The sequence below is a fragment of the uncultured Thiohalocapsa sp. genome (genome assembly GCF_913063425.1).
Classification (GTDB): domain Bacteria; phylum Pseudomonadota; class Gammaproteobacteria; order Chromatiales; family Chromatiaceae; genus Thiohalocapsa.
Window position 1 is genome coordinate 1 of the sequence record NZ_CAJXYK010000067.1, and the last position, 22,506, is coordinate 22,506.

The following is a 22,506-nucleotide window of genomic DNA, read 5'->3' on the forward strand; positions in this document are numbered from 1 at the left end:
AGCCCGCATTGTCCCCGCAATTCACCGTTCCTGCAGTGGCGAAAACCATGCAGGCCAGATGCAAAATACAAGACCTGACCCTTTGTCCTTAAGCCAACAGCAATCTTTGCGCACAGCGTCGCGGGAAACTCGGTAGCGACCTCCATGCTCTTTGTTGAGAGGTCGTAAACCTCGATGCTGCCTGGCGATGCCTCCCACTGCTCCATCTGTCGTAGCACTTGACTGACCAAATCATCGAGATGGGATGAGGGGATTTCCGAAACGGACATACGGTATAGATGAAACCACTCCGCGATCAGTGCGGCGAGGTCTTGATGTGCGCTTATCTTCTTCTCGCGCTGAGTCATGTGGCCCCCCAAGAATCTTCCTGTGATGCCCCACCGGTACGGCAGTTTCGGGCGCCTGCGTGCGGCATGTTGAAGTAGAACAGATCAGCGCTCCGCATTGACCCAAAGCAAACGAACTTCGAATCCTACGAATCAGACCTGCAAAGTGGAAAAGAAGTGCGCGCCATCAGCTCGTGCACGAAAAACGACGTGCCGAAAATCCACACGTTTCTGCCACTGCGAACCCACGTACTCAGGCGTCGGAATGCCGGTCTTGCAAATCGACTCATTCGTGATGTTCTCTTCAAATAGCCAAGGGTTCACCCAAGCGATCCCTTCATCGCGTTCGTAAACGCAGATGATCTGATCGGAAAACAGAGCCATGAAATGGGAGATTTCTTTCTGATGTGGATAGATCAGCCCTCGCGCCACGGGAAGACCCATTCCGGCCAGAAGCTCTTCAACAGCCGAATCGGCGGTGATATCACGATCACCGCTTCCAAAGTGACAAAGCGCGACCACGATTATACTGCGCCGTCCTTGCGTAAACTGCTCCGTTGCCTTCCAGTCTGTGGTTGTCGACATGAGCCAGCTACCTTCTTTGCTGCCAATTTGGTGACGCACAAAAGCGTAGTAGCGAAGAATCTTGAGGCCATCAACCGCTGAAAACTCACCAGCGGTGCGAAGGACAGCGGCGTCAAGCACATCCTGGTTGGCCGAGTTCTCGAAGAAACGACAGACATCGGGCGCACGCTCCATCAGGTATCCCCGGGCTTTATCATCCGTCGTGAGACGTTCATTAAAATCAGTGAACACCTGTTTAGCATCTGGTTCGCCTTCGGTGCACTCCCAAGGTTCGCCCCCGAAATTCTCCTCAAGCGCCGATTTCGCCTTTAGCCCTACCACGTAGATCGCTTTCAGCGCATACAGCAAGTCTTTCCTCTCCAATCTCCTATTACGGAGATTCGTGTCAACTCTTCTGGCATAGTCAGCCAGATTATCGCCACGGTAGCATAGACCAAGATCATCAGCCCCAACCACGAACGCACAAAAGTCGGCGAGGCGCAAGCGCTCGTCTTCGGTAAGCTGCCGCCCCTCGGCCTTGGGGAAATCTTCCTTGTCGAAAGTACGCAACTCGCAGGGCAAACCTTCGATCCCGATGCAGCAGTTCATTCGTAGCGGCCTTTTGGGTTTACGTTGGAAATCGTGGAAAAAAAAAATGCACTCAATTGCAGTTGGAAATCCGGTGACAGTTTACTTATCTACGCAGCTCCGAGAACCCGTTCTCAGACAATCGCCTGCATGCCGCTGCCGCCGAGCAGGTACGGCTCGCAAGGACAACCAACGCCCCGCTCCATCCATCGCAAGGAATCGGGCGAGATGCGTTTAGCGCGCACGGGCGACGCGTTCCGCGCATCTACCGCCCCCGAATCCACTCCTTCAGCGCCTCGTCGATCTTGGTCTGCCATTCGCGGCCGGTGGCGCGGAAATGCCGGATGACTTGCGGCGACAGTCGCAGCGTGACCAGAACGGTCTCTTCGGTATCCGTCTCCGCCAAGTCCGACGCGCCCTCCGAAGCACGTTTGCTTACGGCCGGAGCAGAGACCTGGGCACCGCTCCAGAACGCGGCAACAGCCTCGGGATCATTCGGGTCATAGGGAACATCATCCGCGACAATCTCCTCGTCCGGCATGTCCCGCAGCCGATCCCAGTCAGTACCCGATGCTTTTGAAGTACGTTGCGCGCTCATGTTTCTTGGCCTTGCGAATGGAGATCAGATGCGGGCCTTGCTGGCGCTCGACCCAGCACAGGAACACGACGACATCGTTCAGCAGCCCCAGGCTCTGCAATCGCTTTTCGCCATAGTCCGCACCAATCAGCCCTGCTGAGCGTAAGGCGCCGCCGACCATCAGGGTCGAGTATTCGATACCTCCCGCAAGCAGTTCTGGGAGGGCTGCCCTCGCAAGCGCTTTTCTCCCCCCACGCTCCCCAGCCCCAAACGCCATGGCAACGCACGCTTCAGCGCCAGATCTGCTCGGCTACGTCGTGAAGAGTGTACGCCACCGCAAGACCATGGAAGGCCCGAAGCCCTCTGAAAACTTGCCACAGATCAAGCCGCCGCCCGACCGGCGCGGCGTAGGCCACCTGCCCAAGAGCAGCCGTGGGATACACGCCCAGGGGGCGGAAGCCAAGGACGGCGGCAGAAGAAAGGTGGCCGGCTGGATGCCGGCACCACCGGACAGTCACCCCGTCGCCGTCCTGATCCACTCCCCCGCTTCCTCATCCCCCGTCGTAGACGACGGCGAGCGTCAGCGCGGTGCAGGCGCGGAGCCGAACAGCAGCCTCCTATTTCTGGCGGCGCCGCGGATCGCGACGGTCTCTGCCGTAAACGGGTTTGGCGCTGCTGTAATGCCGATCAGACGGGGTTTGCCTGGTCGCTATGTGCTCACCCGATTTCGCCAATACCCCGGGCGCCTGGACTGGTGCGCGAAAGCGACCACGATAAACTCGGTAGCTTGCTCGCGGATGATGACGGAGTACGGACATCGATTCAGCACAAGGCGGTTTGCCCCGCGCTTGCCGGCGAAGCCCGGCACAGGTGTCAACGGCACGATTTCGCCTTCAAGCAGGTCCAGCGCGGCGTCGACGGTCTTCAGGAGCTCGATGCCGAGTCCCTCGCGCTGGCGCTCGTACCATGCCGCGGCTTCTGCTGCCTCTTCGGCCGCGGCATCGAGAACCTTGACTGCGCGCTGCACGGACTCTCGATCCGGTTGCGTATCCGTCGGCGCAGTTCTGCCCGGTCCACAAGGGCTGCCGTGCCGTCATCGAGTTGGTCGAGGCGCCGCAGAATCTCTTTGTCCCATGCTTCTGATGCATCGACGTCGGCAGGATCATCAAGGCTGGCCAGAAGGTCATGGGCGAGCGCTGCCCGCTCGTTGACCGGCAGTTCAAAGGCTCTGGCTCGCAGAACATCAATCGCTCGGTTCGCCATGGGTGGTCTCCAGTCGATGAGAGGGCTCAGGCAGCAGCGCAACCTTCGGCTGCGGAACTGTCCCACGAGATATCTCGACAGTGTTGAGAGTCGCACAGAGAGCGTCAAGCTGGCCGGCCACCGGCTCAGCGCTGATCTCGACGGGCGGCGCTCCCGTGTTCCGGGGGTGTTCCGGGGTGTTCCGGGGACAGTGTACTTATCTCAGTGTTTCCCGGAGGACGTCCAGACGCCAATCCCGCACACGGCTGTCAGGCCACGCGGACAAGCGGGGGCGGGGTTGCCCAGGGCCGACCCGTGGGGATGTTCGGGCTAACCTCGCCGGTCTTCGCCTGCCCGCAACATCGAGCCCGCCGCCCTCCAGCGCGACCGCGTTGGCAAAGAGTCTAAGCCAGAACACGGTCAGACGAAGCCTCCGCCCCGGCGGGCTTGAGGCTGATCAACAACCGCAAACCTCGGGAGGCCACCCGACCGCCAGGCCCGCCCCCCACACCGACTCCCACTCCGCACCGACCTCTTCGTCCGCCGCCCCGTCCTGGCGAGCGTCGTCAGCCTGTTGATCTTCATCTCTGGGGCTGCGCGCCTTCGTCGACCTGGAGGTGCGCCAGTACCCGGAGACGAAGAATACGGTGGTGACCATCACCACCGCGTATCCCGGCGCGAGCAGCGACCTGGTGCAGGGGTTCTTCACCACGCCGTTGCAGCAGGCGGTGGCCGAGGCCGACGGCATCGATTACCTCACCTCCACCAGCACCCAGGACATCTCGAGCATCGAGGCGACCATGCGCCTCAATTACAACCCGAATGCGGCCATCGCCGAGATCCAGGCCAAGGTGGCGAGCCGCCTCAATGTGCTGCCGGAGGCGGCGCAGAACTCGGTGATCAGCTCCACCACCGGCGACTCCACGGCGCTGAGGTACATGGCCTCCTATAGCGAGGAGAACTTCCGCCACCTGGTGGTCCTCGCCGATGAGACCACCCTGGTGCGCCTGCGCGACATCGCGGCGGTGGAGCTGGGGGCGCAGGACTATGACTCGGCGACCTTCTACAAGGGCATCCCGGCCATCTTCATCGGCATCGAGCCGACGCCGGGGGCGAACCCGCTGTCGGTGGCCGCGCGCGTGCACGAGGCGCTGCCGGACCTGCGCGCGCAGTTCCCGGAGGGGCTCAAAGCGCACATCCCCTACGACGCGAGCGAGCTCATCGACGAGTCCATCAACGAGGTGTTCAAGACCCTCGCCGAGGCGGTGCTGTTCGTGATCTTCCTGTCGCTGGGGTCGATCCGCGCGGTGCTGGTGCCCTCGGTGACGGTGACGCTCGCCATCGTCGGCGCGGGCTTTCTGATGCTGCTGATCGGATTTTCCATCAATCCGCTCACGCTGCTGGCGCTGGTGCTGGCCATCGGTCTCGTGGCGGACGATGCCATCGTGGTCTGGAGACCACCACCCGCGAGGTCGCCCCGCGCAACGTGCGCTTCGACACCAAGGGCGAGTCGCGCCAGTTCCGGCAGGAAGGCGCGGCATTGGAGGTGACCTTCTTCCTGTCCATCCTGGTCATCTATCTGGTGCTCGCGGCGCAATTCGAGCGCTGGCGCGACCCCTTCGTGATTCTGATGTCGGTGCCGCTCAGCATCGCCGGGGCCATGGCGTTTTTGTTGCTCGGCTTTGCGACGGTGAACGTCTACACCCAGGTCGGGCTCATCACCCTCATCGGGCTCATTGCCAAGAACGGCATCCTCATCGTCGAGCCTCGGGCCGCAGGCTGCCCCTAGGGCCGCTTCCAGCCCGTCCGGGGCCGGCACACAACCCCGTTGCGGTTGCCCGCAAACCAGCTGGCATAGGGACATCGGCTGGATTCCGGAGCACAGCATGATCACAGTCACGTCGGTCGAGGCCCAGAATCGCTTCGGCGAGCTGATGGACCGCGCGCAGCGCGAGCCCATCGAGGTCACGCGCCGCGGACGCACGGTCGCGTACGTCGTTTCCGGGCCGGACATGCAGGAGCTGATATCGCTCCGCCAACGGCGCGAGGAAGCCGCCCGCTGGTACGCGCGCTATCGCCCGACAGTGACGGAGCAGACGCCGGGCGGCGACCCTGCGGCACTGACGGAAGACGACGTCAACGAGCTGGTCCATGCGCTTCGCTAGGCGTGTCGTTTCGACACCGGCATACTGGTCAGCGCCGCGATCCTTCCCAACTCCGTCCCTGCCCTGGCCCTGGAAAAGGCCCTGCTGCAATTCGAGGTCTGCGCCAGCGATGAAACCCTGGCCGAGCTCGAAACCGTCCTGCTGCGGCCGAAGTTTGATCGCTGCGCGGACGCGCAGATACGCCAAGCCTTCATCGACGGGTTTCGTCGCCACGTCGTGATGGTCGCGGTCACGCAAGGCGTCGCCGACTGCATTGACCCGAAGGACAACAAGTTCCCAGCCCTTGCCGAAGCCGCGGAAGCCGAGCTGATCATCGCCAGCGATCCCCACCTGACCGACATGCATCCCTGGCGAGACATCCCGATCATGCCGCCGGCGGCCTTCCTTGTCGGCATTCGGTGACCGCCGGGAGGCCCCTTGACCCACGACCAGAACTTCAAGAACCTGATCATCGACTACCCAAGACGGATCGGGTGGTCCCGGTGGCCATCTTCCTGCGCCAAGGCCAACGGCCGCAGGAGCTGATCCTCGGCGGCGACCGCCACCGCTACCTCGCCTTCCGCTACCTGGCCTGCGCGCTGCCCGACCTGCCCTGGCAAGACTGGCGCGACAGCGACAACATCGTCGCCCGCCTCAACCTGCCGAACATGCGCTACGCTCCCAACGAACGCGTCGCCGTCTACGCCTTGGCCCTGCGCGGGCTCGTGCAGTTGGAGCCTGACCCCGTGAAGCGGCTGAAATATGCCGACTTCGTCGACATCTACGCCAACCTGACCAACGCCGAGCGCGAGCAGTACGAACGCGAGTATCCCGAGGAGACCAAGACCATGCAGTCGTTTTCCACCCGCATGCGAGAAGAGGGCAAGCAGATCGGCATCCAGCTTGGCGAGGCCAATGTCGTGGTCTATCGGCTGGAGCAGAAGTTCGGCGCTATCGGCGACGAGACCCGTAAACGCGTCGAGCAAGCCGATCCGGACACCCTGCTGCGCTGGTCCGGCCGGGTCCTCACCGAAGACAGCATCGAAGACGTGCTGCGGTAACCGCCGACAGCGGACTTGGCCGGGCGCTCGGGCAGTCGCTGGCGTCCATACTGAATCAGGACGGCGTCAATTGGTTCAGCTGGTAGGGTCCGCTCTGCGGACGGGCCACCCCGCCGTTTCTCTAGGGTCCGCTGTGCGGACGGACCGCGCGCGCTTGCTTGTAGATCGGTAGATATCGGGCCATAAGAAATCGCTGAAAAGCCTCGCGCGCTGCGCGCGCGAGCAGGGGGGGGGAAGTATCCCCTGCCACCCTCAAAAGGACCGCCCTGATCAGATCAAGGCCCAAACGACCGAGTCACCAAAGTCGCCGCCGCGCTCGATGCGAGACCGCCATGGCCCCAAAGCCCAGCGCCATCAGCAAGGCCGTGCCAGGCAGCGGGGCGGCGGCGACTTGTCCGGGGCGAACTGCCCAACCGTAGTACTGGTTGAACTTATTGTCGGGGTACTGGAAGCCATCGTCGGTGAAGAAGTTCCACGCGTTGAGGGGATTCGGCGCGTACTCCGTGCCCGACCAGTACACGGAATCCTGCATATTCGTGAACACGGCGGTCAGCGCGGTGCTGGAAGTGATTGCCTGGTTTTGCGACAGCCCGCCCTCAACGTAGAACAGGTGCCCCAGCTCGCTGTCGTTGCAATTGAAGCCCGGCCCGCACGGACCGCTGCCGTCGCTGTTCAGCGCCGACCACAGGCGCCAGTCGCTGAACCCGGCGTAGCTCGCCGTGTTCATCGCCGCGATCCACTCCAGCGCCTTGGCCCAGGTCATGCTGCCATTGGCGTTGATCCCGCTCACACCAAAGTTCATCGACGCAGCCAGGTTGGCGTTCTTGGTCCACATCAGCCCGGGGCTCGTCGCGCCCACCGGCGTATAGTCGGTGTCCACGACAACGTCCACGCCGTTGACGGTGTAGGGCACCAGTGCCGCCTGCGCCACGCCGCCCGCCAGCAGCAGCCCCGCCGCCGCCATGCCTTGCCATGTCTTGCCCTTCATTGCCGAGTTCCTCTGGATTGGTTTGCAACCTTACGCGTGACTGGGGGTCTCACCCAGCCCCGCAAAATGTTTAGCAAGAATCACGCCATTCATAGAAACTTGTTTCAGGAACAGCGACTTGCACACCAACCGCCCCACCGGCAGCGGCATGACCGACGGCGAGTGTAAAATTTCCTGACAGCAGCAGCGTCCGCCCGGCGCCGGGTGATGGTCCGGAAAGCGCTTTGATTTCCGGGGCTTAATATCGGCAATGCGGCCGGCGGCCGGCGGCCGGATGATACGTGCCCCCAGTGATTCAGCGCGACGGCGGCGAAGGCTGTACGCCAGCACCTGTCACCTCGCCCTATCCGCGCGATCACCACGGGTGCCTGCGCACCGTTGTGGTGCTGCCGCCCTGCGTCCGGCAGCGGGAAAAGGTGCGATGCTGACGCGTCGGGCCACCCACTCGCGTCCGCGCATGCAGAATCGCCCTGTCTCGCTGATCCGCCTCGCCGGGCTGCCGCTCAGCCTGACGCTGCTGTCGATCCTGGCGGGCAGCGTCATCAACCGCGTGATGGTGGTGGAGCTGGGCCTGCCGGTGATTTTGGCGGGGCTCTTCATCGCCATTCCCCTGCTGATCTCCCCGGTGCGCATCTGGCTCGGGCACCTGTCCGATGCCTATCCGCTGTGGGGCCGGCGGCGCGAGCCCTACCTGATGCTGGGCGCGCTCCTCTCCGGCTTCGGCGTGGCGCTCTCGGTGGCTCTGGTGGTGCAGACGCCGCCGCTGGCGAGTGGCGCCACCGCATGGATCCTGCTTGGGCTCCTGCTCTACGGGGTCGGACGCAATCTCACCGGCAACACTTTCCAGGCCCTGCTGACGGATCGCTTCGCCGCCGGCGTGGCGCGGGCGCGGGCAGCCAATCTCTACGAGGTGATCAAGCTCCTGACGGTGCTCGGCACCCAGATGCAGGACGTGCTGATGGAGCCTTACGCGGGGCTGGTGCTGGGCATGGACGTGGCGGCGACGACGCGGCTCACCATGTTCTGGGGGCTCGGGGCGCTGGCGTCGATTCTGCTCTCCGGGCTGGTGCTGGTGCGCTGGCTCGGTCTGGCGCGGCTGTATCGGCTCGGCATCGGCCTGCTGCTGCCGCTGTTCGTGCTGGTGGTGCTCGCCGGGGTGCTGCAACGGCCGCTGTTGTTGCAGCTGAGCGTGCTCGGTCTGGGCCTCAGCAGCGGGCTCGCCGCCGCGAGTCTGCTGGCGCAGGCGGTGGAATTCACCAGTGCCCGCAGCGCGGGGCTGCTGCTCGGCGTCTGGGGGCTCGGCTTCCAGCTCGGCCGCGCGCTGGCGAGTGTGCTCGGGGCCGGGCTGGTGGACCTGATGAATCTGATGACGGATGACGCACCGCTGCTGGCCTATGGCGCCGGCTTCGCGGTGGAGGCGGCACTGCTGATGGGTGCCCTGCTCGCCTACGGGCGCCTGCGCCTGCGGGCGGCGTGCGCGCTGTCCGGCGGCGGGCACTGACCCGCCGCCGGCGACGGCACTCAAGGCATCACGAGCCCATGCGCCCGTGGGCGATCATCAAGGCCGCCGCCACCGCCTGCCCGAGGGCGAGGCCGCCGTCGTTGCTCGGCACCCGGTGGTGTGTGAGCACCCGCAGGCCGGTGCGCCGCAGACGCTCGCACAGGGTCTCGAACAACACCGGGTTTTGGAAGACACCGCCGGACAAGGCCAGGGTGTCCACACCATGGGCCGCCGCCAGCTGCGCCGACAGGTCCGTCACGGCCTCCGCAAGCCCGGCATGGAAGCGCTCGGCGACCCGAGCGGCGGCGGCGCCGGCGGCGAGATCTGCGCACAGGGCCTGCCACATGGGCGCCGGGTCCAGCACGCGCAGCCCACTGTCATCGGCGATGCCGAAGGGATAACCGCTGACCCCGTCCAGCGGCCCGCAGTGGCTCGTCAGCTCGATGGCCGCCTGGCCCTCGTAGGCGATGCCGTCCGTGCAGATGCCGAGCGCCGCCGCCACGGCGTCGAACAGGCGCCCGCAGGAGGACGTGAGCGGCGCATTGACGCCGCCCGCGAGCATCCGCCGCAGCAGGTCCAGCGGCCGGGCCGAGAGGTCGCGCGCCATGGGCAGGTCGCCGTACTGGCGCAGGAAGGCATCCCAGCCGAAGGCGGCATCCAGGTGCGCGAAGAGCATGCGCCAGGGCTCCAGGATGGCCTTGCTGCCGCCCGGCAGCGGCACCTGCCGCAGGCGCGCGACCCGGTGCAGGCCGGTGTAACCGCCGAGGAGCCATTCCCCGCCCCAGACGCTGCCGTCGTCGCCCCAGCCGGAGCCGTCCAGCGCGATGCCGAGCACCGGCCCGGCGTCCGCCGGCCAATCGTTGTCTGCCAGCACGGCGGCGATGTGGGCGCAGTGGTGCTGGAGCTCGATGACGGGGACGCCGAGCGCTGCCCCCAGGCGCCGGCCGACCCGGGAGGCATGGTAGCCCGGGTGCGCATCCACGGCGACGGCCGCGGGCTGGTGCTCGTAGAGCGCGCGGTAGAGCTGGATCGTCGCTTCGAACTCCCGCGCTGTGGCGGCGTCGTGCAGATCGCCCAGGTGCTGGGAGAGCACCGCCTGGCCGTCCTGCAGCAGGCACAGGGTGTTCTTGAGCTCGGCGCCCATGGCGAGCACCGACGGCAGCCCGGCCATGCCCGCGGGTAGGGTCAGGGGCGCGGGCGCATAGCCGCGGGCGCGGCGCAGCAGCCGCGGCGCGCCGTCCATGATGCGTGCCACCGAATCATCGACGCGGTTGACAATGTCGCGGTCGTGCAGCAGCAGCACGTCCGCGATGCCGGCGAGGCGCCGGCGCGCGTCGTCGTTGTCGATGCACTGGGGCTCCTCGCTGCGGTTGCCGCTGGTCATCACCAGGGGGCGGTCCCAGTCCGCGAGCAGCAGGTGATGCAGCGGGCTGTAAGGGAGCATGCAGCCGAGGGTGTCCTGGCCCGGCGCAACACCCTCCGCGAGCCCAGTGTCAGCGCGCACCGGCAACAGCACGATGGGTGCCGCCGGCTGGCGCAGCAGCTCGGCCGCGGCGGCGTCCAGCACACAGTGGCGGGCGATGACGTCGAGGTCCCGCGCCATGAGCGCGAAGGGCTTGGCGTAACGGCCCTTGCGTCGGCGCAGCGCCGCCACCGCCTCGGCGTCGGCGGCATCGCAGGCGAGATGGAAGCCACCGATGCCCTTGAGCGCCAGGATCTTGCCCTCCGCCAGCAGCCGGCTCGCGGCGGCGACGGCGTCCAACGCGCCGTGCGACTCGGGGGCCAGCGTATGCCCCGCCGTGTCCTCCAGCCAAAGCTTGGGGCCGCAGGTCGGGCACGCGTTCGGCTGGGCGTGGAAGCGCCGGTCCGCCGGGTCCGCGTACTCGCGCCCACAGGCCGGGCACATGGGGAAGACAGCCATGCTGGTGTTCGCACGGTCGTACGGGATGGCGCGCACGATGCTGAGCCGCGGCCCGCAGTGGGTGCAGTTGGTGAAGGGGTAGCGGTGGCGGCGGTCGGCGGGGTCGCGGATCTCCGCGGCGCAGGCCCCGCAGGTGGCGGCATCCGGCACCACGCCCGTGTGCACGCCAGTGGCGGCACTGTGCTCGATGACGAAGTCCCGCGGCGCCTCGCCTGCCCCGTGCCAGGCGCTGCGCTCGACGGCATCGATGCGTGCAAGGGGCGGAATCTCTGCGACCAGGCGGCGACAGAGGGTGTCGATCCGAGGCGGCGGACCGGCAACCCGAATCAGCACCCCGTCGCCGTCATTACGCACGCTGCCGGCGAGCTCAAGCTCGCGCGCCAGGCGCCACACCGTCGGCCGAAACCCCACCCCCTGCACCAAACCACGCACGCGGATCAGCTCACCTGCTACGGCGGGCGCAGACTCGAATGGCGATGCTGATGTCTTGGCCATGGGGCTATGGACCAGCGCGGACCGCCGATGATTCCCGGCGCTATGAGCCCAGCGAGACAGTGCTGCGCACCTTTCGCGTTGCCCATCCGACGTGGTGCCCGCGCTCTCGCGCCCGACATCGACCGGGGGTGTGGGAGCGGTGTCCGCGCCACGACGGCCGCAGGTCGCGGCGGGGACGCCGCTCCCACAGGCCACGCGCTCAGGGCCGCCCTTCAGGCCCGGGCCTGGTTGTATCGTCAGTGTCCGAAGGACACAAAAAAACGGCCTTGGCGCCAGCCAAGGCCGCGTTTCTTGTTTGGTCCGGGCGGCAGGATTCGAACCTGCGACCCCCACAACCCCATTGTGGTGCGCTACCAGACTGCGCTACGCCCGGAAGCCCGCCAGTATACCCAAGCACGCCATGAGATGACAATCTTGCCTCAGCAGTCTCGCGGCGACGGCCCCCGGCCCGCACACGCACGAGTCCGTGTCGCACCTCGGGGCCAGTGAGCCGGTGCCGTCGGCGGACTGAAGTCCGCCTGCCCCAGGGTGCCGACTGAAGTCGGCGTACCCGGCGGCCAGCACACCTGCGCCGACGTGACGCCAACGAGTCCTGCGCACTGCAAAGCCCGCCTCCGTATCGGTATCGGCGTCGGTATCGAAATCGCTCCCGACAGCGATACCGATGGCTCGCCATACTTCGGCGCCGCTGTACTAGTGCTGACGCCGCTTCAGGTCGTGCAGCAGGTCTTCGAGCTCCAGGCGCATCTGGCGGATGATCTGGTGGCTCTGGGAGCTGTCGTGCTTGGCGCTTTCGCCGGAGAGCTGCTGGCGGGCACCGCCGATGGTGAAGCCCTGCTCGTACAGCAGAGAGCGGATCTGCCGCACCGTCACCACATCGTGGCGCTGGTAGTAGCGGCGGTTGCCGCGGCGCTTGACGGGCTTCAGCTGCGGGAACTCCTGCTCCCAGTAGCGCAGCACGTGCGGCTTCACGTCGCAGAGCTCGCTCACCTCACCGATGGTGAAATAGCGTTTGCCTGGGATCGGCGGCAGATCGTCGACGCTATCGGTCGAGTCCGGCATAGGCTTCGACCCGCGACTTGAGCTTCTGGCCGGGTCGGAAGGTCACCACGCGGCGGGCCGTGATGGGGATCTCCTCGCCGGTCTTGGGATTGCGGCCGGGGCGCTGCTTCTTCTGCCGCAGATCGAAATTGCCGAAACCGGAGAGCTTCACCTGCTCGCCGTTCTCCAGCGCCGAGCGGATCTCCTCGAAGAAGGATTCGACGACCTCTTTCGCCTCGCGCTTGTTGAGCCCGAGCTCCTCGTACAGATGCTCGGCCATGTCTGCCTTCGTCAATGCCATAGAGCGTCTCGTTGCAATGGAGCCTGGGGCCTCGGCGTGGCCGGCGCCGGGCCGTCACGGCGGCTGGGGTCAGTCCGGGCTCGCGGCATGCAGCCCGGCGCATGTCCGGAGCCTTTGCGGTGATGCCATCAGGCCCGCAGCTCTGCGCCGGCCTCGCTGCGCAGGGCGGCGAGCACCCGTGCCACCACGGCGGCCACATCATCGTCCGTAAGTGTCTGAGAAACGTCCTGTAAAATCAATCCCAAGGCCATGCTTTTTCGACCCGATTCCACCTTATCCCCGACATACACGTCAAAGAGGACGACATTGCGCAGCAGCGCGCCGGCCGCGGTCCGGACGATGCCGCGCACCGTCTCGAACGGCACCGCGGCGTCGACCACAATGGCGAGGTCCCGGCGGATGGACGGGAACTTGGACAGGGAACTGAAGGCCGGCCTAAGCCCGCCGCCGAGCTGCTCTGTCGCCAACTCGAAGAGCTGCACCGTCGCCGGCAGGTCGAGCGCGGCCGCGAGCGATGGATGGATGCCGCCGACCCAGCCGATGGGCTGGCCGTCGCGCTCCAACCGGGCGCATTGGCCGGGATGCAGGGCCGGATGGGCGGCGGGGATGAAGCCCACCGCGTCCGCACAGCCGGCCACCGCCAGCAGGGCCTCGACATCGGACTTGATGTCGAAGAAGTCGATGTCGCGCCCCGGGGCACCCCACTGCTCCGGCAGCACCGGGCCCACCGCGGCACCCCCGAGCATGGGCTCCTGGTGCAGCGTATCGCCGTCGGGGCGAAAGCGCAGGCCGGCCTCGAACAGCCGCACCCGCGACTGCTGACGCGCGAGATTCTGGCGCAGCGCCTGCAACAGCCCTGGCCACAGGCTGGTGCGCATCACCGACAGGTCCGCGGACAAGGGGTTGGCCAGTGCCAGCGGCGTCTGCGTCGGGTCCACCAAACGCTGAAGCTCCGGGCTCACGAAGCTGTAGGTCACGGCCTCGTGCCAGCCGCGGTCCAGCAGCACCCGGCGGGCGCGGGCCGGGTCATAGGCCATCTCCAGCGGCGCGCGGGTGGCGGCGGCGGAACGGGCATGGGTCACCGGGATGCGGTCATAGCCGTGCACCCGGCCGAGCTCGGCGATGAGGTCCACTTCCAGCAGGATGTCGAAGCGGCTTGCGGGCGGCGTCACCTCCCAGCCGTCGTCGGTGGCCGCCAGCTCCATACCGAGCCGCCCGAGGATGTCCGCCACCGCGTCGTCCCCGAAGCCGAGGCCAAGCACCTGCGCGATGCGCCCCCGTCGCAGGGGGATCACCGGCGGCTCCGGCAGCTCGTCGGCGGCGACGGCTTCCACCACCGGGCCGGGCTCGCCGCCGGCCACCGCGACCAGCAGGGCCGTGGCGCGCTCCATGGCGCGGGCACAGCCGGTGGGGTCCACGCCGCGCTCGAAGCGATGCGAGGAGTCCGTATGCAGTCCATAGCTGCGGGCCTTGCCCGCGATGGCGGCGGGGGCGAAGAAGGCGCTCTCCAGCAGGATGTCGCGCGTGCCGGCACCCACGGCGCTGTCGGCGCCGCCCATGACGCCGGCAAGCGCCAGCGGCCTGCCCTGGTCGGCGATGACCAGGCTATCCGTGCGCAGGCTCGCCGTCTCGCCGTTCAACAGGGTCAGCGCTTCGCCTGCCTGGGCCATGCGCACCCGGATGCCGCCCTCGATCCGCGCGAGATCGAAGGCGTGCATGGGCTGACCCAGCTCCAGCAGGACATAGTTGGTCACGTCCACAGCGATGCTGAGCGGTCGCAGCCCACTGCGGCGCAGGCGCTCCTGCATCCACAGCGGCGTGGGCGCGTCCGGGTCCACGCCGCGCACCACGCGACAAAGGTAGCGCGGACAGGCCGCGGGCGCCATCAGCTCCACGGGCAGGCGATCATCGATGGCGGGCTGCACGGACGCGATCTTCGGCGAGCGCAGATCCACCCGGTTCAGCACGCCCACATCGCGGGCGACGCCGGCGACGCTCAGGCAGTCCGCGCGGTCCGGCGTCAGGTCCAGCTCGATGCAGTGGTCGTCCAGGGCCATCCAGGCGCGCAGGTCCTCGCCCACGGGTGCATCGCCGGGCAGCACCAGGATGCCGTCCGCGCTCTCGGCGAGGCCCAGCTCGGCGGCGGAGCAGATCATGCCGTTGGACTCCACGCCCCTCAGCCTGGCGCGCTTGATCTTGAAGTCCCCCGGCAGCCGTGCGCCGACGGTGGCCACGGGCACACGCTGACCGGCGGCCACATTGGCGGCGCCGCAGACAATGCCGACGGGCTCGCCGTCGCCCGTATCGACCTGGCAGACACGGAGCTTCCCGGCATTCGGATGCGGCTCCACCGCCTGCACATGGCCCACGACCACGCCCGTGAAGGCGGGCGCCGCCGGCTCCACGGCGTCTACTTCCAGGCCGGACAGGCTCAGCTGATCGGCGAGCGCTTGGGTGTCGAGCGGCGGGTCGACCCACTCCCGCAGCCAGGCTTCGCTGAAGCGCATGGAATACAGTCTCCGGTGATGATGGCGGCCGGCGCGGGTGATGCGCCCGGGCACGCAGCCCGAGGCGCTGCGGGCGGCGGCATTGGCGTCAGCCGAACTGGCGCAGGAAACGCAGATCGTTCTCGAAGTAGAGCCGGATGTCGTCGATGCCGTAGCGCAGCATGGCGAGGCGCTCGACACCCATGCCGAAGGCGTAGCCGAGCCAACGCTCGGCATCGATGCGCACATGGCCCAGCACGGCGGGGTGGATCATGCCGCAGCCCAGCACCTCCAGCCAGCCGCTCTGCTTACAGACGCGGCAGCCGCTGCCGCCGCACTTGACGCACTGCACGTCCACCTCGGCGGACGGCTCCGTGAACGGGAAATACGACGGCCGGAAGCGCAGCTTGAGCCCGTCGTCCTCGAAGAAGTTGCGCAGGAAATCGTAGAGCACGCCTTTGAGGTCCGCGAAGGTCGCCTGCTCGTCCACCAGGAAGCCTTCCACCTGATGGAACATGGGCGTGTGCGTGAGATCCGAGTCGCAGCGGTACACCCGCCCAGGCGCGATGACCCGAAAGGGCGGCTCGCGGTGCTCCATCACGCGGATCTGCACCGGCGAGGTGTGGGTGCGCAGCAGCCGCCCGTCCGGGAAGTAGAAGGTGTCGTGCATGGCCCGGGCGGGATGGTGCGCCGGGATGTTGAGGGCCTCGAAGTTGTGATAGTCATCCTCGACCTCCGGCCCCTCCTCCACATTGAAGCCGGCGTTGGCGAAGAGCTGCTCGATGCGCTCCAGTGTGCGGGTGACGGGGTGCGCGGCACCGCATTCCTGGCCGCGGCCGGGGAGGGTCACGTCCACCCGCTCGGTGGCGAGCCGGGCCTGAAGCGCCGCCTGCTCCAGCTGGCCCTTGCGCGCATCCACGGCGGCCTGGAGCTCGGCCTTGACGCGGTTGATGGCCTGCCCGGCAGCGGGGCGCGCCTCCTTGGGCAGGGCGCCAAGCGACTTGAGCTGTGCGGTGAGGCGACCCTGCTTGCCGAGATACTCCACCCGCACCTGGTCCAGGGCCGGCAGGTCAGCGGCGGCGGCGATTGCAGCCAGCGCAGACGCCTGCAAGGCATCGAGGTCGGGGGCGTTGCCGTCGCTCATGGGTCTTGCTCGCAGGGGGTGAATCGGGGGACCGGGGGACCGGGCCGCATGGATGCCGCAAGCAATGCGGGACGACGCAGCCCCGTCGGCATCGGGCACAGGCACCCGTCGCTGCTGTGGCTCAGGCTGCCGCCGGCGCGGCGGGTGCGGTGGTGAGCGGTTGCCGAGCAGCGCGTCGGCAACCGATCGCCGCGGCGCCGAACAGGGCCGGCGCCACAACCGCGCGCTCCGGCGACGCCGCGCTCAGGCCAGCGCGGCCTTGGCCTGCTCGGCGATGGCCGCAAAGGCCGCTTCGTCGTGATAGGCGATGTCGGCGAGCACCTTGCGGTCCATATCGATGCCGGCCTTGTGCAGCCCGTCCATGAAGCGGCTGTAGGAGAGTCCGTTCATGCGAGCGGCGGCGTTGATGCGCTGAATCCAGAGCGAGCGGAAGTCCCGCTTGCGCTGGCGACGGTCGCGGTAGGCGTACTGACCGGCCTTGATGACCGCCTGCTTGGCGACGCGGTAGACCTTGGAGCGGGCACCGTAGTAACCCTTGGCCTCCTTCAGCACCTTCTTGTGGCGGGCGTGGGCGGTGACGCCGCGTTTGACGCGTGGCATGGGGCAGTCCTCCTGTCAGCAGTACGGGATCATGCGGCGCGCGGCACGCACGTCCGCCGAGTGGAGCAGATGCGCCTTGCGCAGCTGGCGCTTCCGCTTGGTGCTCTTTTTGGTGAGGATGTGCCGCCGGTGGGAGGCGATGCGCTTGAATTCGCCGGTGGCGGTGCGGGCGAAGCGCTTCGCCGCACCGCGGTTGGTCTTGAGCTTGGGCATTTTCGTGTCTCCGTCTGTGGAGCCGGGTCGGGCTTGCGCCCGAGTCGGCTCTTGGGGTTTTGGATGCGGCTTGCCGGAAGCCCTGGCCCGGGGCCGCTTGGTTGTGGCCCGCCATACCTGCGGGCTGAGAAAAGCTTTGGGCCTGCGGTGGATGCGCTTCGCTTGGCCATCCTACGCCGACGACGTGCAGCCTGTTGTTGACGCCCTCCATAGGGCTCTGCGCGCGCTGCCGTTGTGGCAGCCCGCAGCCGGCGGACGCGACGCCGCCAGCGCTATTTCTTGCGTGGGCCGAGCACCATAACCATCTGCCGGCCTTCCATCTGTGGCTGCTGCTCCACGGTGCTGATGTCGGCGAGGTCGCTCTCCACCCGGCGCAGCAGCTCAAGGCCGAGCTCGCGGTGGGCGTGCTCGCGCCCGCGGAAGCGCATGGTGACCTTGGCCTTGTCGCCCTCGTTCAGGAAGCGCGTCAGATTGCGCAGCTTGACCTGGTAATCGCCGATGTCGGTGCCGGGGCGGAACTTGACCTCCTTGACCTGCACCTGCTTCTGCTTCTTGCGCGCCTCGGATTTCTTCTTCTTCTGGTCGAAGAGGAACCGGCCGAAGTCCATCAGGCGGCAGACCGGGGGCTCGGCGTTCGGCACGATCTCAACCAGGTCCAGGCTGGCCTCGGCCGCTTTGCTCTTGGCCGTCTCCAGGTCGACGATGCCGACCTGATCCCCGTCCGCGCCGATCAGGCGTACCTCCGATGCCGTGATCTCGTCGTTGACGCGGTTGCGTTTTGGTGCAGCGATAGCAGGCTCCTCCTTACTTCAGGACATCGAAACAACTGGATGCGCAACGACGGCGCGCCCGGCACCGGACCTGCGCCGCGAGCGCTTTCGCCCGGGCGTGGTCGCGAGGTCCGGCACGCTCGGGCGCATTGCTCGGGCGCATTTAGGCGCGCTCGGCGACGGCGGTGTGCAGGGTCTGGATGAAGGCGTCCAACGGCATGGCGCCGTGGTCCTGTCCCTTGCGATCCCTGACCGCCACCTGGCCCTGTTCCACCTCGCGGTCACCGACCACCAGCAGATAGGGTACCCGTTGCAGCGTGTGAGCGCGGATTTTATAGCCGATCTTCTCGTTCCTCAAGTCGGACTCTACCCGGAATCCCTTGTCATGCAGCGCCTTAGTGACCTCGCGCACGGTCTCTGCCTGGCGGTCCGTAATGTTCAAGACCACCGCCTGTACCGGCGCAAGCCACACCGGCATGACCCCTGCGTAGTGCTCGATGAGGATGCCGATGAAACGCTCCATGGAGCCCAGAATCGCCCGATGGATCATCACCGGCACCTGGCGGGTGTTGTCCTCGGCGACATACTCGGCGCCGAGCCGCCCGGGCATGGAGAAGTCCACCTGGATGGTGCCGCACTGCCAGGCGCGGCCGATGCTGTCGTGCAGCGTGAACTCGATCTTCGGCCCGTAGAAGGCGCCCTCCCCCGGCTGGACCTTGAAGTCCAGGCCCTTGTCCCGGAGCGATTTGTCGAGCGCCGCCTCGCCTTTGTCCCAGAGCTCATCGCTGCCGACGCGCTTCTCGGGGCGCAGGGACAGGGCCAGCTCGATGCTGTCGAAGCCGAAGTCCCGGTAGGTCACGAAGACCATGTCGATGAGCGTCGACACCTCGGACTGGAGCTGGTCCTCAGTGCAGAACACATGCGCGTCGTCCTGCGTGAAGCGGCGCGCGCGCATCAGTCCGTGCAGGGTGCCCGAGGGCTCGTTGCGATGCACGACGCCGAACTCCGCGAGCCGCAGCGGCAGATCGTGGTGGCTCTTGAGGCCCTGGTTGAACACCTGAATGTGCCCGGGGCAGTTCATGGGCTTGATGGCGAAGTCGTGGTCGTCCAGGTGCGTCGTGAACATGTCGTCCGCGAACTTCTCCCAGTGCCCGGAGCGCTCCCACAGCGAGCGGTCCAGCACCTGCGGCGTCTCGATCTCGTGGTAGCCGTACTCGTCGAGCTTCGAGCGCATGTAGTGCTCGACCTCGCGGTAGATGACGCGGCCCTTGTGGTGCCAGAAGGCCATACCCGGGGCTTCGTCCTGAAAATGGAACAGGTCGAGCTGCTTGCCCAGGCGGCGGTGGTCGCGCTTCTCGGCCTCCTCCAGGCGGTGCAGGTAGGCCTTCAGCTCCTTCTTGTCGCGCCAGGCCGTGCCGTAGATGCGCTGGAGCATCTCGTTGCTGGAGTCGCCGCGCCAGTAGGCACCGGCAAGCTTCATGAGCTTGAAGCCCTGCCCCAGCCTGCCGGTGCTCGGCAGGTGCGGGCCGCGGCAGACGTCGAACCACTCGCCCTGGCGGTAGACCGAGACCTCCTCGCCTTCGGGGATGTTCTGGTCGATGATCTGGACCTTGTAGGCCTCGCCCAGCTCGCCGAAGACCCGCTTGGCCTCCTCGCGGTCCCAGACCTCGCGCCGGATCGGCAGGTCGCGCTTGACGATCTCGTGCATGCGCTGCTCGATGGCCGTCAGGTCCTCCGGCGTGAAGGGCTCGTCGCGGGCGAAGTCGTAGTAGAAGCCGTTCTCGATGGCGGGGCCGATGGTGACCTGGGTGCCGGGATAGAGCTCCTGCACCGCCTGGGCCATCACGTGGGCGGCGTCGTGACGCAGCAGCTCCAGCGCGTCCTCGTCGCGACTGGTGACGATGGCCACCTCGGCATCGTCTTCCACGAGGTGGCTCGCGTCGACCAGCCGGCCATCGACGCGTCCGGCGAGGGTCGCCTTGGCGAGGCCCGGGCCGATATCGGCGGCGATGTCGTGCACCGTCACCGGCGCATCGAAGCTGCGTATGGAACCGTCGGGGAGAGTAATCTGCGGCATGGCTGCTGCCTCGACTGCGTCAGTGGCGATCGATACGAGGGATCGCGTGATCCGGGCCTGTTCTCGATCATCTCGGGCCGTCCGGCAGCCGCGGCAAGTGCCGGGCCGCGTCGACGCCAGAGAAAAGCCGATCAAAAACAAAGGCCGCCAAGCCCAGAAGGCCGGCGGCCCAAGTGTGGTAGGCGCGAGTGGACTCGAACCACCGACCCCCACCATGTCAAGGTGGTGCTCTAACCAACTGAGCTACGCGCCTGCAAGCTGCGCACTATAACCCGGCCTGCCCCATCCACGCAACGGCGTGAGCATGGTCAGCCTCCACGCGCAGTGTTGCGCCTTTGGCGAGGTCACGCTAGCATACAGCGTATGACGCTCCACCGGCACCCCGCCATGCGCATCAACGCCCGTCTCGACGACAACGCGGCCGACAAGCTCGACTATCTCCAGCAGAAGACCGGCCTCAGCCTGTCCGACGTGGTGCGTGAATCCATTGAGCACTACTACACGAAGGTCCGCGACCGGGCCGAGTGCGACGCGGCGGCCCTGGACGCGCTGGTGGGCGCGTTCGCGGGCAGCGACGACTCGCCGACGGACCTGTCCGCGGACTACAAACGCTATCTCTGGGCCGACGACGCGGCCCGCGGCACCGGAGACGACGAGCGCACGGGCCGCACCCCGGGATGATCATCGCGGACACCGGCTTCTGGGTCGCGCTGCTGTTCCGGCGCGACAGCCACCATCCGCGTGCCGCCGAAGCCTACGAGCGCTTCCGGGGCGAGCTCATCACCACCTGGCCCATCCTGACCGAGACCGCCCATCTGCTGGCACGTCGCGTCAGCGTGGATGCGGCGCCCGCCTTGCTGGAGCGGGCCGGACGCGCCTTCGCCGTCTGGGACCTGCCGCCCGATGCACCGGCGCAAGCGGCACTGCTGATGCGCCGCTGTGCCGCGCTGCCCATGGACCTGGCCGACGCCTCCGCCGTGCTGCTCGCCGAGCACCTCGGCGACGGCCGCATCCTGAGCACGGATCGGCGCGACTTCCAGGCCTATCGCTGGAAGCAGCGCGAGCCCTTTCGGAATCTGCTGCTGCCGGATTGAGGAAGTCCCCGCCGGCGGCGGTGCGCAGCCCTTGTCCATCAGCCCGCCTGCGGCGGGCGGCCGAGTGAAACTCGGCGCCCCCAGGGTGCGTCCCGGCACCGCACAACAGCCCCCAGGGTGCGTCCCGGCACCGCATAACAGCCCCCATGGTGGATCAGCGCAGCGCATCTACCGTGATGCAGGACTGCATCCTGCGCTGCGGCCCCCTCCGAGCGGTGTCGCAACAGACGCACTGACCTGCACCAACTGATCCGACACATGCGAGGGTTGAGCGAAGCCGCCTCCCCGGGAGGTTACCCCGATGCCCAACACCGCCGCCGACACTGCCGCCCACACCGGCACCGAGCGCCGTTCCCGCGCCGCCCTCGCCGATGCGCAGCACTTCGTCGAAGACACTCACCGGACACTCACACCGGGCTCCGAAGACGGACGCCGGGTCTCCGAGCGGACCTATTGGGAAGATTACTGTTTCCAGTCCGACATCCGGTACGAATGGAACGACGGCCGCCTGGAGGAGAAGCCGGCGTCCGACTACGCGACCATCCTTGTCTACCAATGGCTGATGGCGCTGCTCCGGCATTTCCTGAAGGCCCGGCCCATCGCCACCTATGTGGCGCTGAACATGGGCTTTCGTCTGCGGCTGCCCGACCACGTGGTCATCCGCAAGCCGGACTTCGGGGTGGTCCGTCACGACAACCCCCAGCCGCTCCTGCCCCACGACGCCAGCTGCCACGGGGTCTTCGACCTCTGCGTCGAGGCCCTGTCCGACCGCAAGCGGCGCGACATCGAGCGCGATGCCGTCACCAAGAAGGGCGAGTACGCCGCCGCCGGCGTGCCCGAGTACGACATCCTGCATTCCGACCCCAAGCACCAGGCCTTCTTCACCCGCACCGGGTCCGGCTTGTACGTCCCCCTCGAGCCCGACGCGGGCGTCATCCGCTCGCGGGTGCTGCCCGGCTTCCGGTTCCGCCTCTCAGACCTGACCGCGCAGCGCGACGACGAGGCACTGCGCGATGATCCGGTCTATGCGGACTTCGTGCTGCCGGGCTGGCGGGCGGACCGCGAGCGGCCCGAGGCCGAAGCGGCCCGTGCCGAGGCCGAGGCCGCCGCACGCGCCGAGGCCGAAGCCCGCGCCCGCGACGCCGAGGCGGCCCTCGCCCGCCTGCGGGCCCGGCTCGACAAGCAGGGCGACTGACACGCGGCTCGCACCTGAAGCGCCGGCTTGCAGCCCACTTCGCGCGCCTGACACGGACAACGGCAGAAGCCGCACCGCGGTACGAGGCCAACAGTTCAACGACGCCCGCCCTGCCGCCGCGGCGCCGGCACGGCGGGCTCGGTCGCCGGGGCTCCGCCACCGGCGCCCGTGCCCGCCG

Annotated in this window: 24 protein-coding genes, 2 tRNA genes and 1 pseudogene; 9 read left to right on the forward strand and 18 right to left on the reverse strand. The window is 67.2% G+C overall.

Features of this window, described 5'->3' with window-relative positions; genetic code table 11:
- The 6 genes from QZ607_RS23475 to QZ607_RS23500 all read right to left on the reverse strand — a co-directional run.
- On the reverse strand, positions 1 to 347 hold a 347-nt coding region (locus QZ607_RS23475), incomplete at its 3' end, for a hypothetical protein (RefSeq protein WP_295888019.1).
- A 132-nt stretch (positions 348 to 479) separates the two neighbouring features.
- A complete protein-coding gene (locus QZ607_RS23480) occupies positions 480 to 1,499 on the reverse strand; it encodes a hypothetical protein (RefSeq protein ID WP_295888021.1) in 1,020 nt (339 codons plus the stop codon).
- Positions 1,500 to 1,743: 244 nt separating this feature from the next.
- Positions 1,744 to 2,076 (reverse strand): BrnA antitoxin family protein, encoded by a 333-nt coding sequence (locus tag QZ607_RS23485; protein ID WP_295888024.1) that lies wholly within the window; start codon positions 2,074 to 2,076, stop codon positions 1,744 to 1,746.
- The gene (locus QZ607_RS23490; protein WP_295888029.1) at positions 2,039 to 2,236 is read right to left on the reverse strand and encodes a BrnT family toxin; all 198 of its coding nucleotides are present in this window, start codon (positions 2,234 to 2,236) and stop codon (positions 2,039 to 2,041) included. Before QZ607_RS23490 ends, QZ607_RS23485 begins: the two co-directional genes overlap by 38 nt.
- A gap of 528 nt (positions 2,237 to 2,764) precedes the next feature.
- A complete protein-coding gene (locus tag QZ607_RS23495) occupies positions 2,765 to 3,082 on the reverse strand; it encodes a hypothetical protein (RefSeq protein WP_295888033.1) in 318 nt (105 codons plus the stop codon).
- A complete protein-coding gene (locus QZ607_RS23500; protein ID WP_295888034.1) occupies positions 2,980 to 3,318 on the reverse strand; it encodes an addiction module protein in 339 nt (112 codons plus the stop codon). The genes QZ607_RS23495 and QZ607_RS23500 overlap by 103 nt, the downstream gene beginning before the upstream one ends.
- A gap of 532 nt (positions 3,319 to 3,850) precedes the next feature.
- On the opposite strand from QZ607_RS23500, the pseudogene QZ607_RS23505 reads away from it, so the two are divergent.
- The 5 genes and pseudogenes from QZ607_RS23505 to QZ607_RS23525 all read left to right on the forward strand — a co-directional run.
- Positions 3,851 to 4,748, forward strand: a pseudogene (locus QZ607_RS23505) (efflux RND transporter permease subunit); the annotation flags it as partial.
- Positions 4,749 to 4,783: 35 nt separating this feature from the next.
- Positions 4,784 to 5,086, forward strand: coding sequence for an efflux RND transporter permease subunit (locus QZ607_RS23510; protein ID WP_295888037.1), 303 nt, complete (start codon positions 4,784 to 4,786; stop codon positions 5,084 to 5,086).
- 97 nt (positions 5,087 to 5,183) lie between these two features.
- The gene (locus tag QZ607_RS23515; protein WP_295888039.1) at positions 5,184 to 5,462 is read left to right on the forward strand and encodes a type II toxin-antitoxin system Phd/YefM family antitoxin; all 279 of its coding nucleotides are present in this window, start codon (positions 5,184 to 5,186) and stop codon (positions 5,460 to 5,462) included.
- A gap of 21 nt (positions 5,463 to 5,483) precedes the next feature.
- Positions 5,484 to 5,864, forward strand: a complete 381-nt coding sequence (locus tag QZ607_RS23520) for a putative toxin-antitoxin system toxin component, PIN family (protein WP_295888083.1) — start codon at positions 5,484 to 5,486, stop codon at positions 5,862 to 5,864.
- A gap of 80 nt (positions 5,865 to 5,944) precedes the next feature.
- Positions 5,945 to 6,502: a transposase gene (locus QZ607_RS23525; RefSeq protein ID WP_295888041.1), complete on the forward strand. Its 558-nt coding sequence runs from the start codon at positions 5,945 to 5,947 to the stop codon at positions 6,500 to 6,502.
- Between the two features lie 295 nt (positions 6,503 to 6,797).
- On the opposite strand, the gene QZ607_RS23530 is transcribed toward QZ607_RS23525, so the two are convergent.
- Positions 6,798 to 7,490 carry a DUF1566 domain-containing protein gene (locus QZ607_RS23530; RefSeq protein ID WP_295888043.1) on the reverse strand — a complete coding sequence of 231 codons (693 nt, stop codon included), beginning with the start codon at positions 7,488 to 7,490 and terminating at the stop codon, positions 6,798 to 6,800.
- Between the two features lie 457 nt (positions 7,491 to 7,947).
- Here QZ607_RS23530 and QZ607_RS23535 point away from each other — a divergent pair, with 457 nt between their 5' ends.
- Positions 7,948 to 8,991 (forward strand): PucC family protein, encoded by a 1,044-nt coding sequence (locus QZ607_RS23535; RefSeq protein ID WP_295888045.1) that lies wholly within the window; start codon positions 7,948 to 7,950, stop codon positions 8,989 to 8,991.
- Between the two features lie 28 nt (positions 8,992 to 9,019).
- Here QZ607_RS23535 and hypF read toward each other — a convergent pair whose 3' ends face one another.
- The 11 genes from hypF to QZ607_RS23590 form a co-directional block, all read right to left on the reverse strand.
- Complete coding sequence (gene hypF, locus QZ607_RS23540) at positions 9,020 to 11,407, reverse strand: carbamoyltransferase HypF (protein WP_295888047.1); 2,388 nt, start codon at positions 11,405 to 11,407, stop codon at positions 9,020 to 9,022.
- Positions 11,408 to 11,703: 296 nt separating this feature from the next.
- A tRNA-Pro gene (locus QZ607_RS23545) sits at positions 11,704 to 11,780 on the reverse strand.
- 320 nt (positions 11,781 to 12,100) lie between these two features.
- Entirely contained in the window at positions 12,101 to 12,469 is a 369-nt protein-coding gene (locus tag QZ607_RS23550) for a MerR family transcriptional regulator (RefSeq protein WP_295888049.1), read from the reverse strand.
- Positions 12,450 to 12,749 (reverse strand): integration host factor subunit alpha, encoded by a 300-nt coding sequence (gene ihfA, locus QZ607_RS23555; RefSeq protein WP_295888052.1) that lies wholly within the window; start codon positions 12,747 to 12,749, stop codon positions 12,450 to 12,452. Before ihfA ends, QZ607_RS23550 begins: the two co-directional genes overlap by 20 nt.
- A 128-nt stretch (positions 12,750 to 12,877) precedes the next feature.
- Positions 12,878 to 15,256: a phenylalanine--tRNA ligase subunit beta gene (gene pheT, locus QZ607_RS23560; RefSeq protein WP_295888057.1), complete on the reverse strand. Its 2,379-nt coding sequence runs from the start codon at positions 15,254 to 15,256 to the stop codon at positions 12,878 to 12,880.
- Between the two features lie 88 nt (positions 15,257 to 15,344).
- A complete protein-coding gene (pheS, locus tag QZ607_RS23565) occupies positions 15,345 to 16,379 on the reverse strand; it encodes a phenylalanine--tRNA ligase subunit alpha (protein WP_295888063.1) in 1,035 nt (344 codons plus the stop codon).
- A gap of 243 nt (positions 16,380 to 16,622) precedes the next feature.
- On the reverse strand, positions 16,623 to 16,979 hold the full coding sequence (gene rplT / locus QZ607_RS23570) for a 50S ribosomal protein L20 (protein WP_295888066.1): 357 nt from the start codon (positions 16,977 to 16,979) through the stop codon (positions 16,623 to 16,625).
- Positions 16,980 to 16,994: 15 nt separating this feature from the next.
- A complete protein-coding gene (gene rpmI, locus QZ607_RS23575) occupies positions 16,995 to 17,192 on the reverse strand; it encodes a 50S ribosomal protein L35 (RefSeq protein ID WP_295888068.1) in 198 nt (65 codons plus the stop codon).
- A 272-nt stretch (positions 17,193 to 17,464) separates the two neighbouring features.
- Positions 17,465 to 17,983, reverse strand: coding sequence for a translation initiation factor IF-3 (gene infC, locus QZ607_RS23580; protein ID WP_295888085.1), 519 nt, complete (start codon positions 17,981 to 17,983; stop codon positions 17,465 to 17,467).
- Positions 17,984 to 18,125: 142 nt separating this feature from the next.
- Positions 18,126 to 20,039 (reverse strand): threonine--tRNA ligase, encoded by a 1,914-nt coding sequence (thrS, locus tag QZ607_RS23585; RefSeq protein WP_295888071.1) that lies wholly within the window; start codon positions 20,037 to 20,039, stop codon positions 18,126 to 18,128.
- A gap of 176 nt (positions 20,040 to 20,215) precedes the next feature.
- Positions 20,216 to 20,292 (reverse strand) — tRNA-Val (locus QZ607_RS23590).
- Between the two features lie 134 nt (positions 20,293 to 20,426).
- Here QZ607_RS23590 and QZ607_RS23595 point away from each other — a divergent pair.
- The 3 genes from QZ607_RS23595 (at position 20,427) to QZ607_RS23605 (ending at position 22,328) form a co-directional block, all read left to right on the forward strand.
- On the forward strand, positions 20,427 to 20,720 hold the full coding sequence (locus QZ607_RS23595) for a ribbon-helix-helix protein, CopG family (RefSeq protein WP_295888074.1): 294 nt from the start codon (positions 20,427 to 20,429) through the stop codon (positions 20,718 to 20,720).
- Complete coding sequence (locus QZ607_RS23600) at positions 20,717 to 21,133, forward strand: PIN domain-containing protein (protein ID WP_295888077.1); 417 nt, start codon at positions 20,717 to 20,719, stop codon at positions 21,131 to 21,133. Before QZ607_RS23595 ends, QZ607_RS23600 begins: the two co-directional genes overlap by 4 nt.
- Positions 21,134 to 21,434: 301 nt before the next feature.
- The gene (locus QZ607_RS23605) at positions 21,435 to 22,328 is read left to right on the forward strand and encodes a Uma2 family endonuclease (RefSeq protein WP_295888080.1); all 894 of its coding nucleotides are present in this window, start codon (positions 21,435 to 21,437) and stop codon (positions 22,326 to 22,328) included.
- The last annotated feature ends 178 nt before the right edge of the window (positions 22,329 to 22,506 follow it).

Excerpts from the sequence above, each read along its gene's own strand:
- QZ607_RS23480 (WP_295888021.1), bottom strand. The coding sequence starts at position 1,499 with ATGAACTGCTGCATCGGGATCGAAGGTTTGCCCTGCGAGTTGCGTACT.
- QZ607_RS23485 (WP_295888024.1), bottom strand. The coding sequence starts at position 2,076 with ATGAGCGCGCAACGTACTTCAAAAGCATCGGGTACTGACTGGGATCGG.
- QZ607_RS23490 (WP_295888029.1), bottom strand. The coding sequence starts at position 2,236 with ATGGTCGGCGGCGCCTTACGCTCAGCAGGGCTGATTGGTGCGGACTAT.
- QZ607_RS23500 (WP_295888034.1), bottom strand. The coding sequence starts at position 3,318 with ATGGCGAACCGAGCGATTGATGTTCTGCGAGCCAGAGCCTTTGAACTG.
- QZ607_RS23515 (WP_295888039.1), top strand. The coding sequence starts at position 5,184 with ATGATCACAGTCACGTCGGTCGAGGCCCAGAATCGCTTCGGCGAGCTG.
- QZ607_RS23530 (WP_295888043.1), bottom strand. The coding sequence starts at position 7,490 with ATGAAGGGCAAGACATGGCAAGGCATGGCGGCGGCGGGGCTGCTGCTG.
- QZ607_RS23535 (WP_295888045.1), top strand. The coding sequence starts at position 7,948 with ATGCAGAATCGCCCTGTCTCGCTGATCCGCCTCGCCGGGCTGCCGCTC.
- hypF (WP_295888047.1), bottom strand. The coding sequence starts at position 11,407 with ATGGCCAAGACATCAGCATCGCCATTCGAGTCTGCGCCCGCCGTAGCA.
- QZ607_RS23550 (WP_295888049.1), bottom strand. The coding sequence starts at position 12,469 with ATGCCGGACTCGACCGATAGCGTCGACGATCTGCCGCCGATCCCAGGC.
- ihfA (WP_295888052.1), bottom strand. The coding sequence starts at position 12,749 with ATGGCATTGACGAAGGCAGACATGGCCGAGCATCTGTACGAGGAGCTC.
- pheT (WP_295888057.1), bottom strand. The coding sequence starts at position 15,256 with ATGCGCTTCAGCGAAGCCTGGCTGCGGGAGTGGGTCGACCCGCCGCTC.
- pheS (WP_295888063.1), bottom strand. The coding sequence starts at position 16,379 with ATGAGCGACGGCAACGCCCCCGACCTCGATGCCTTGCAGGCGTCTGCG.
- rplT (WP_295888066.1), bottom strand. The coding sequence starts at position 16,979 with ATGCCACGCGTCAAACGCGGCGTCACCGCCCACGCCCGCCACAAGAAG.
- rpmI (WP_295888068.1), bottom strand. The coding sequence starts at position 17,192 with ATGCCCAAGCTCAAGACCAACCGCGGTGCGGCGAAGCGCTTCGCCCGC.
- thrS (WP_295888071.1), bottom strand. The coding sequence starts at position 20,039 with ATGCCGCAGATTACTCTCCCCGACGGTTCCATACGCAGCTTCGATGCG.
- QZ607_RS23595 (WP_295888074.1), top strand. The coding sequence starts at position 20,427 with ATGCGCATCAACGCCCGTCTCGACGACAACGCGGCCGACAAGCTCGAC.
- QZ607_RS23600 (WP_295888077.1), top strand. The coding sequence starts at position 20,717 with ATGATCATCGCGGACACCGGCTTCTGGGTCGCGCTGCTGTTCCGGCGC.
- QZ607_RS23605 (WP_295888080.1), top strand. The coding sequence starts at position 21,435 with ATGCCCAACACCGCCGCCGACACTGCCGCCCACACCGGCACCGAGCGC.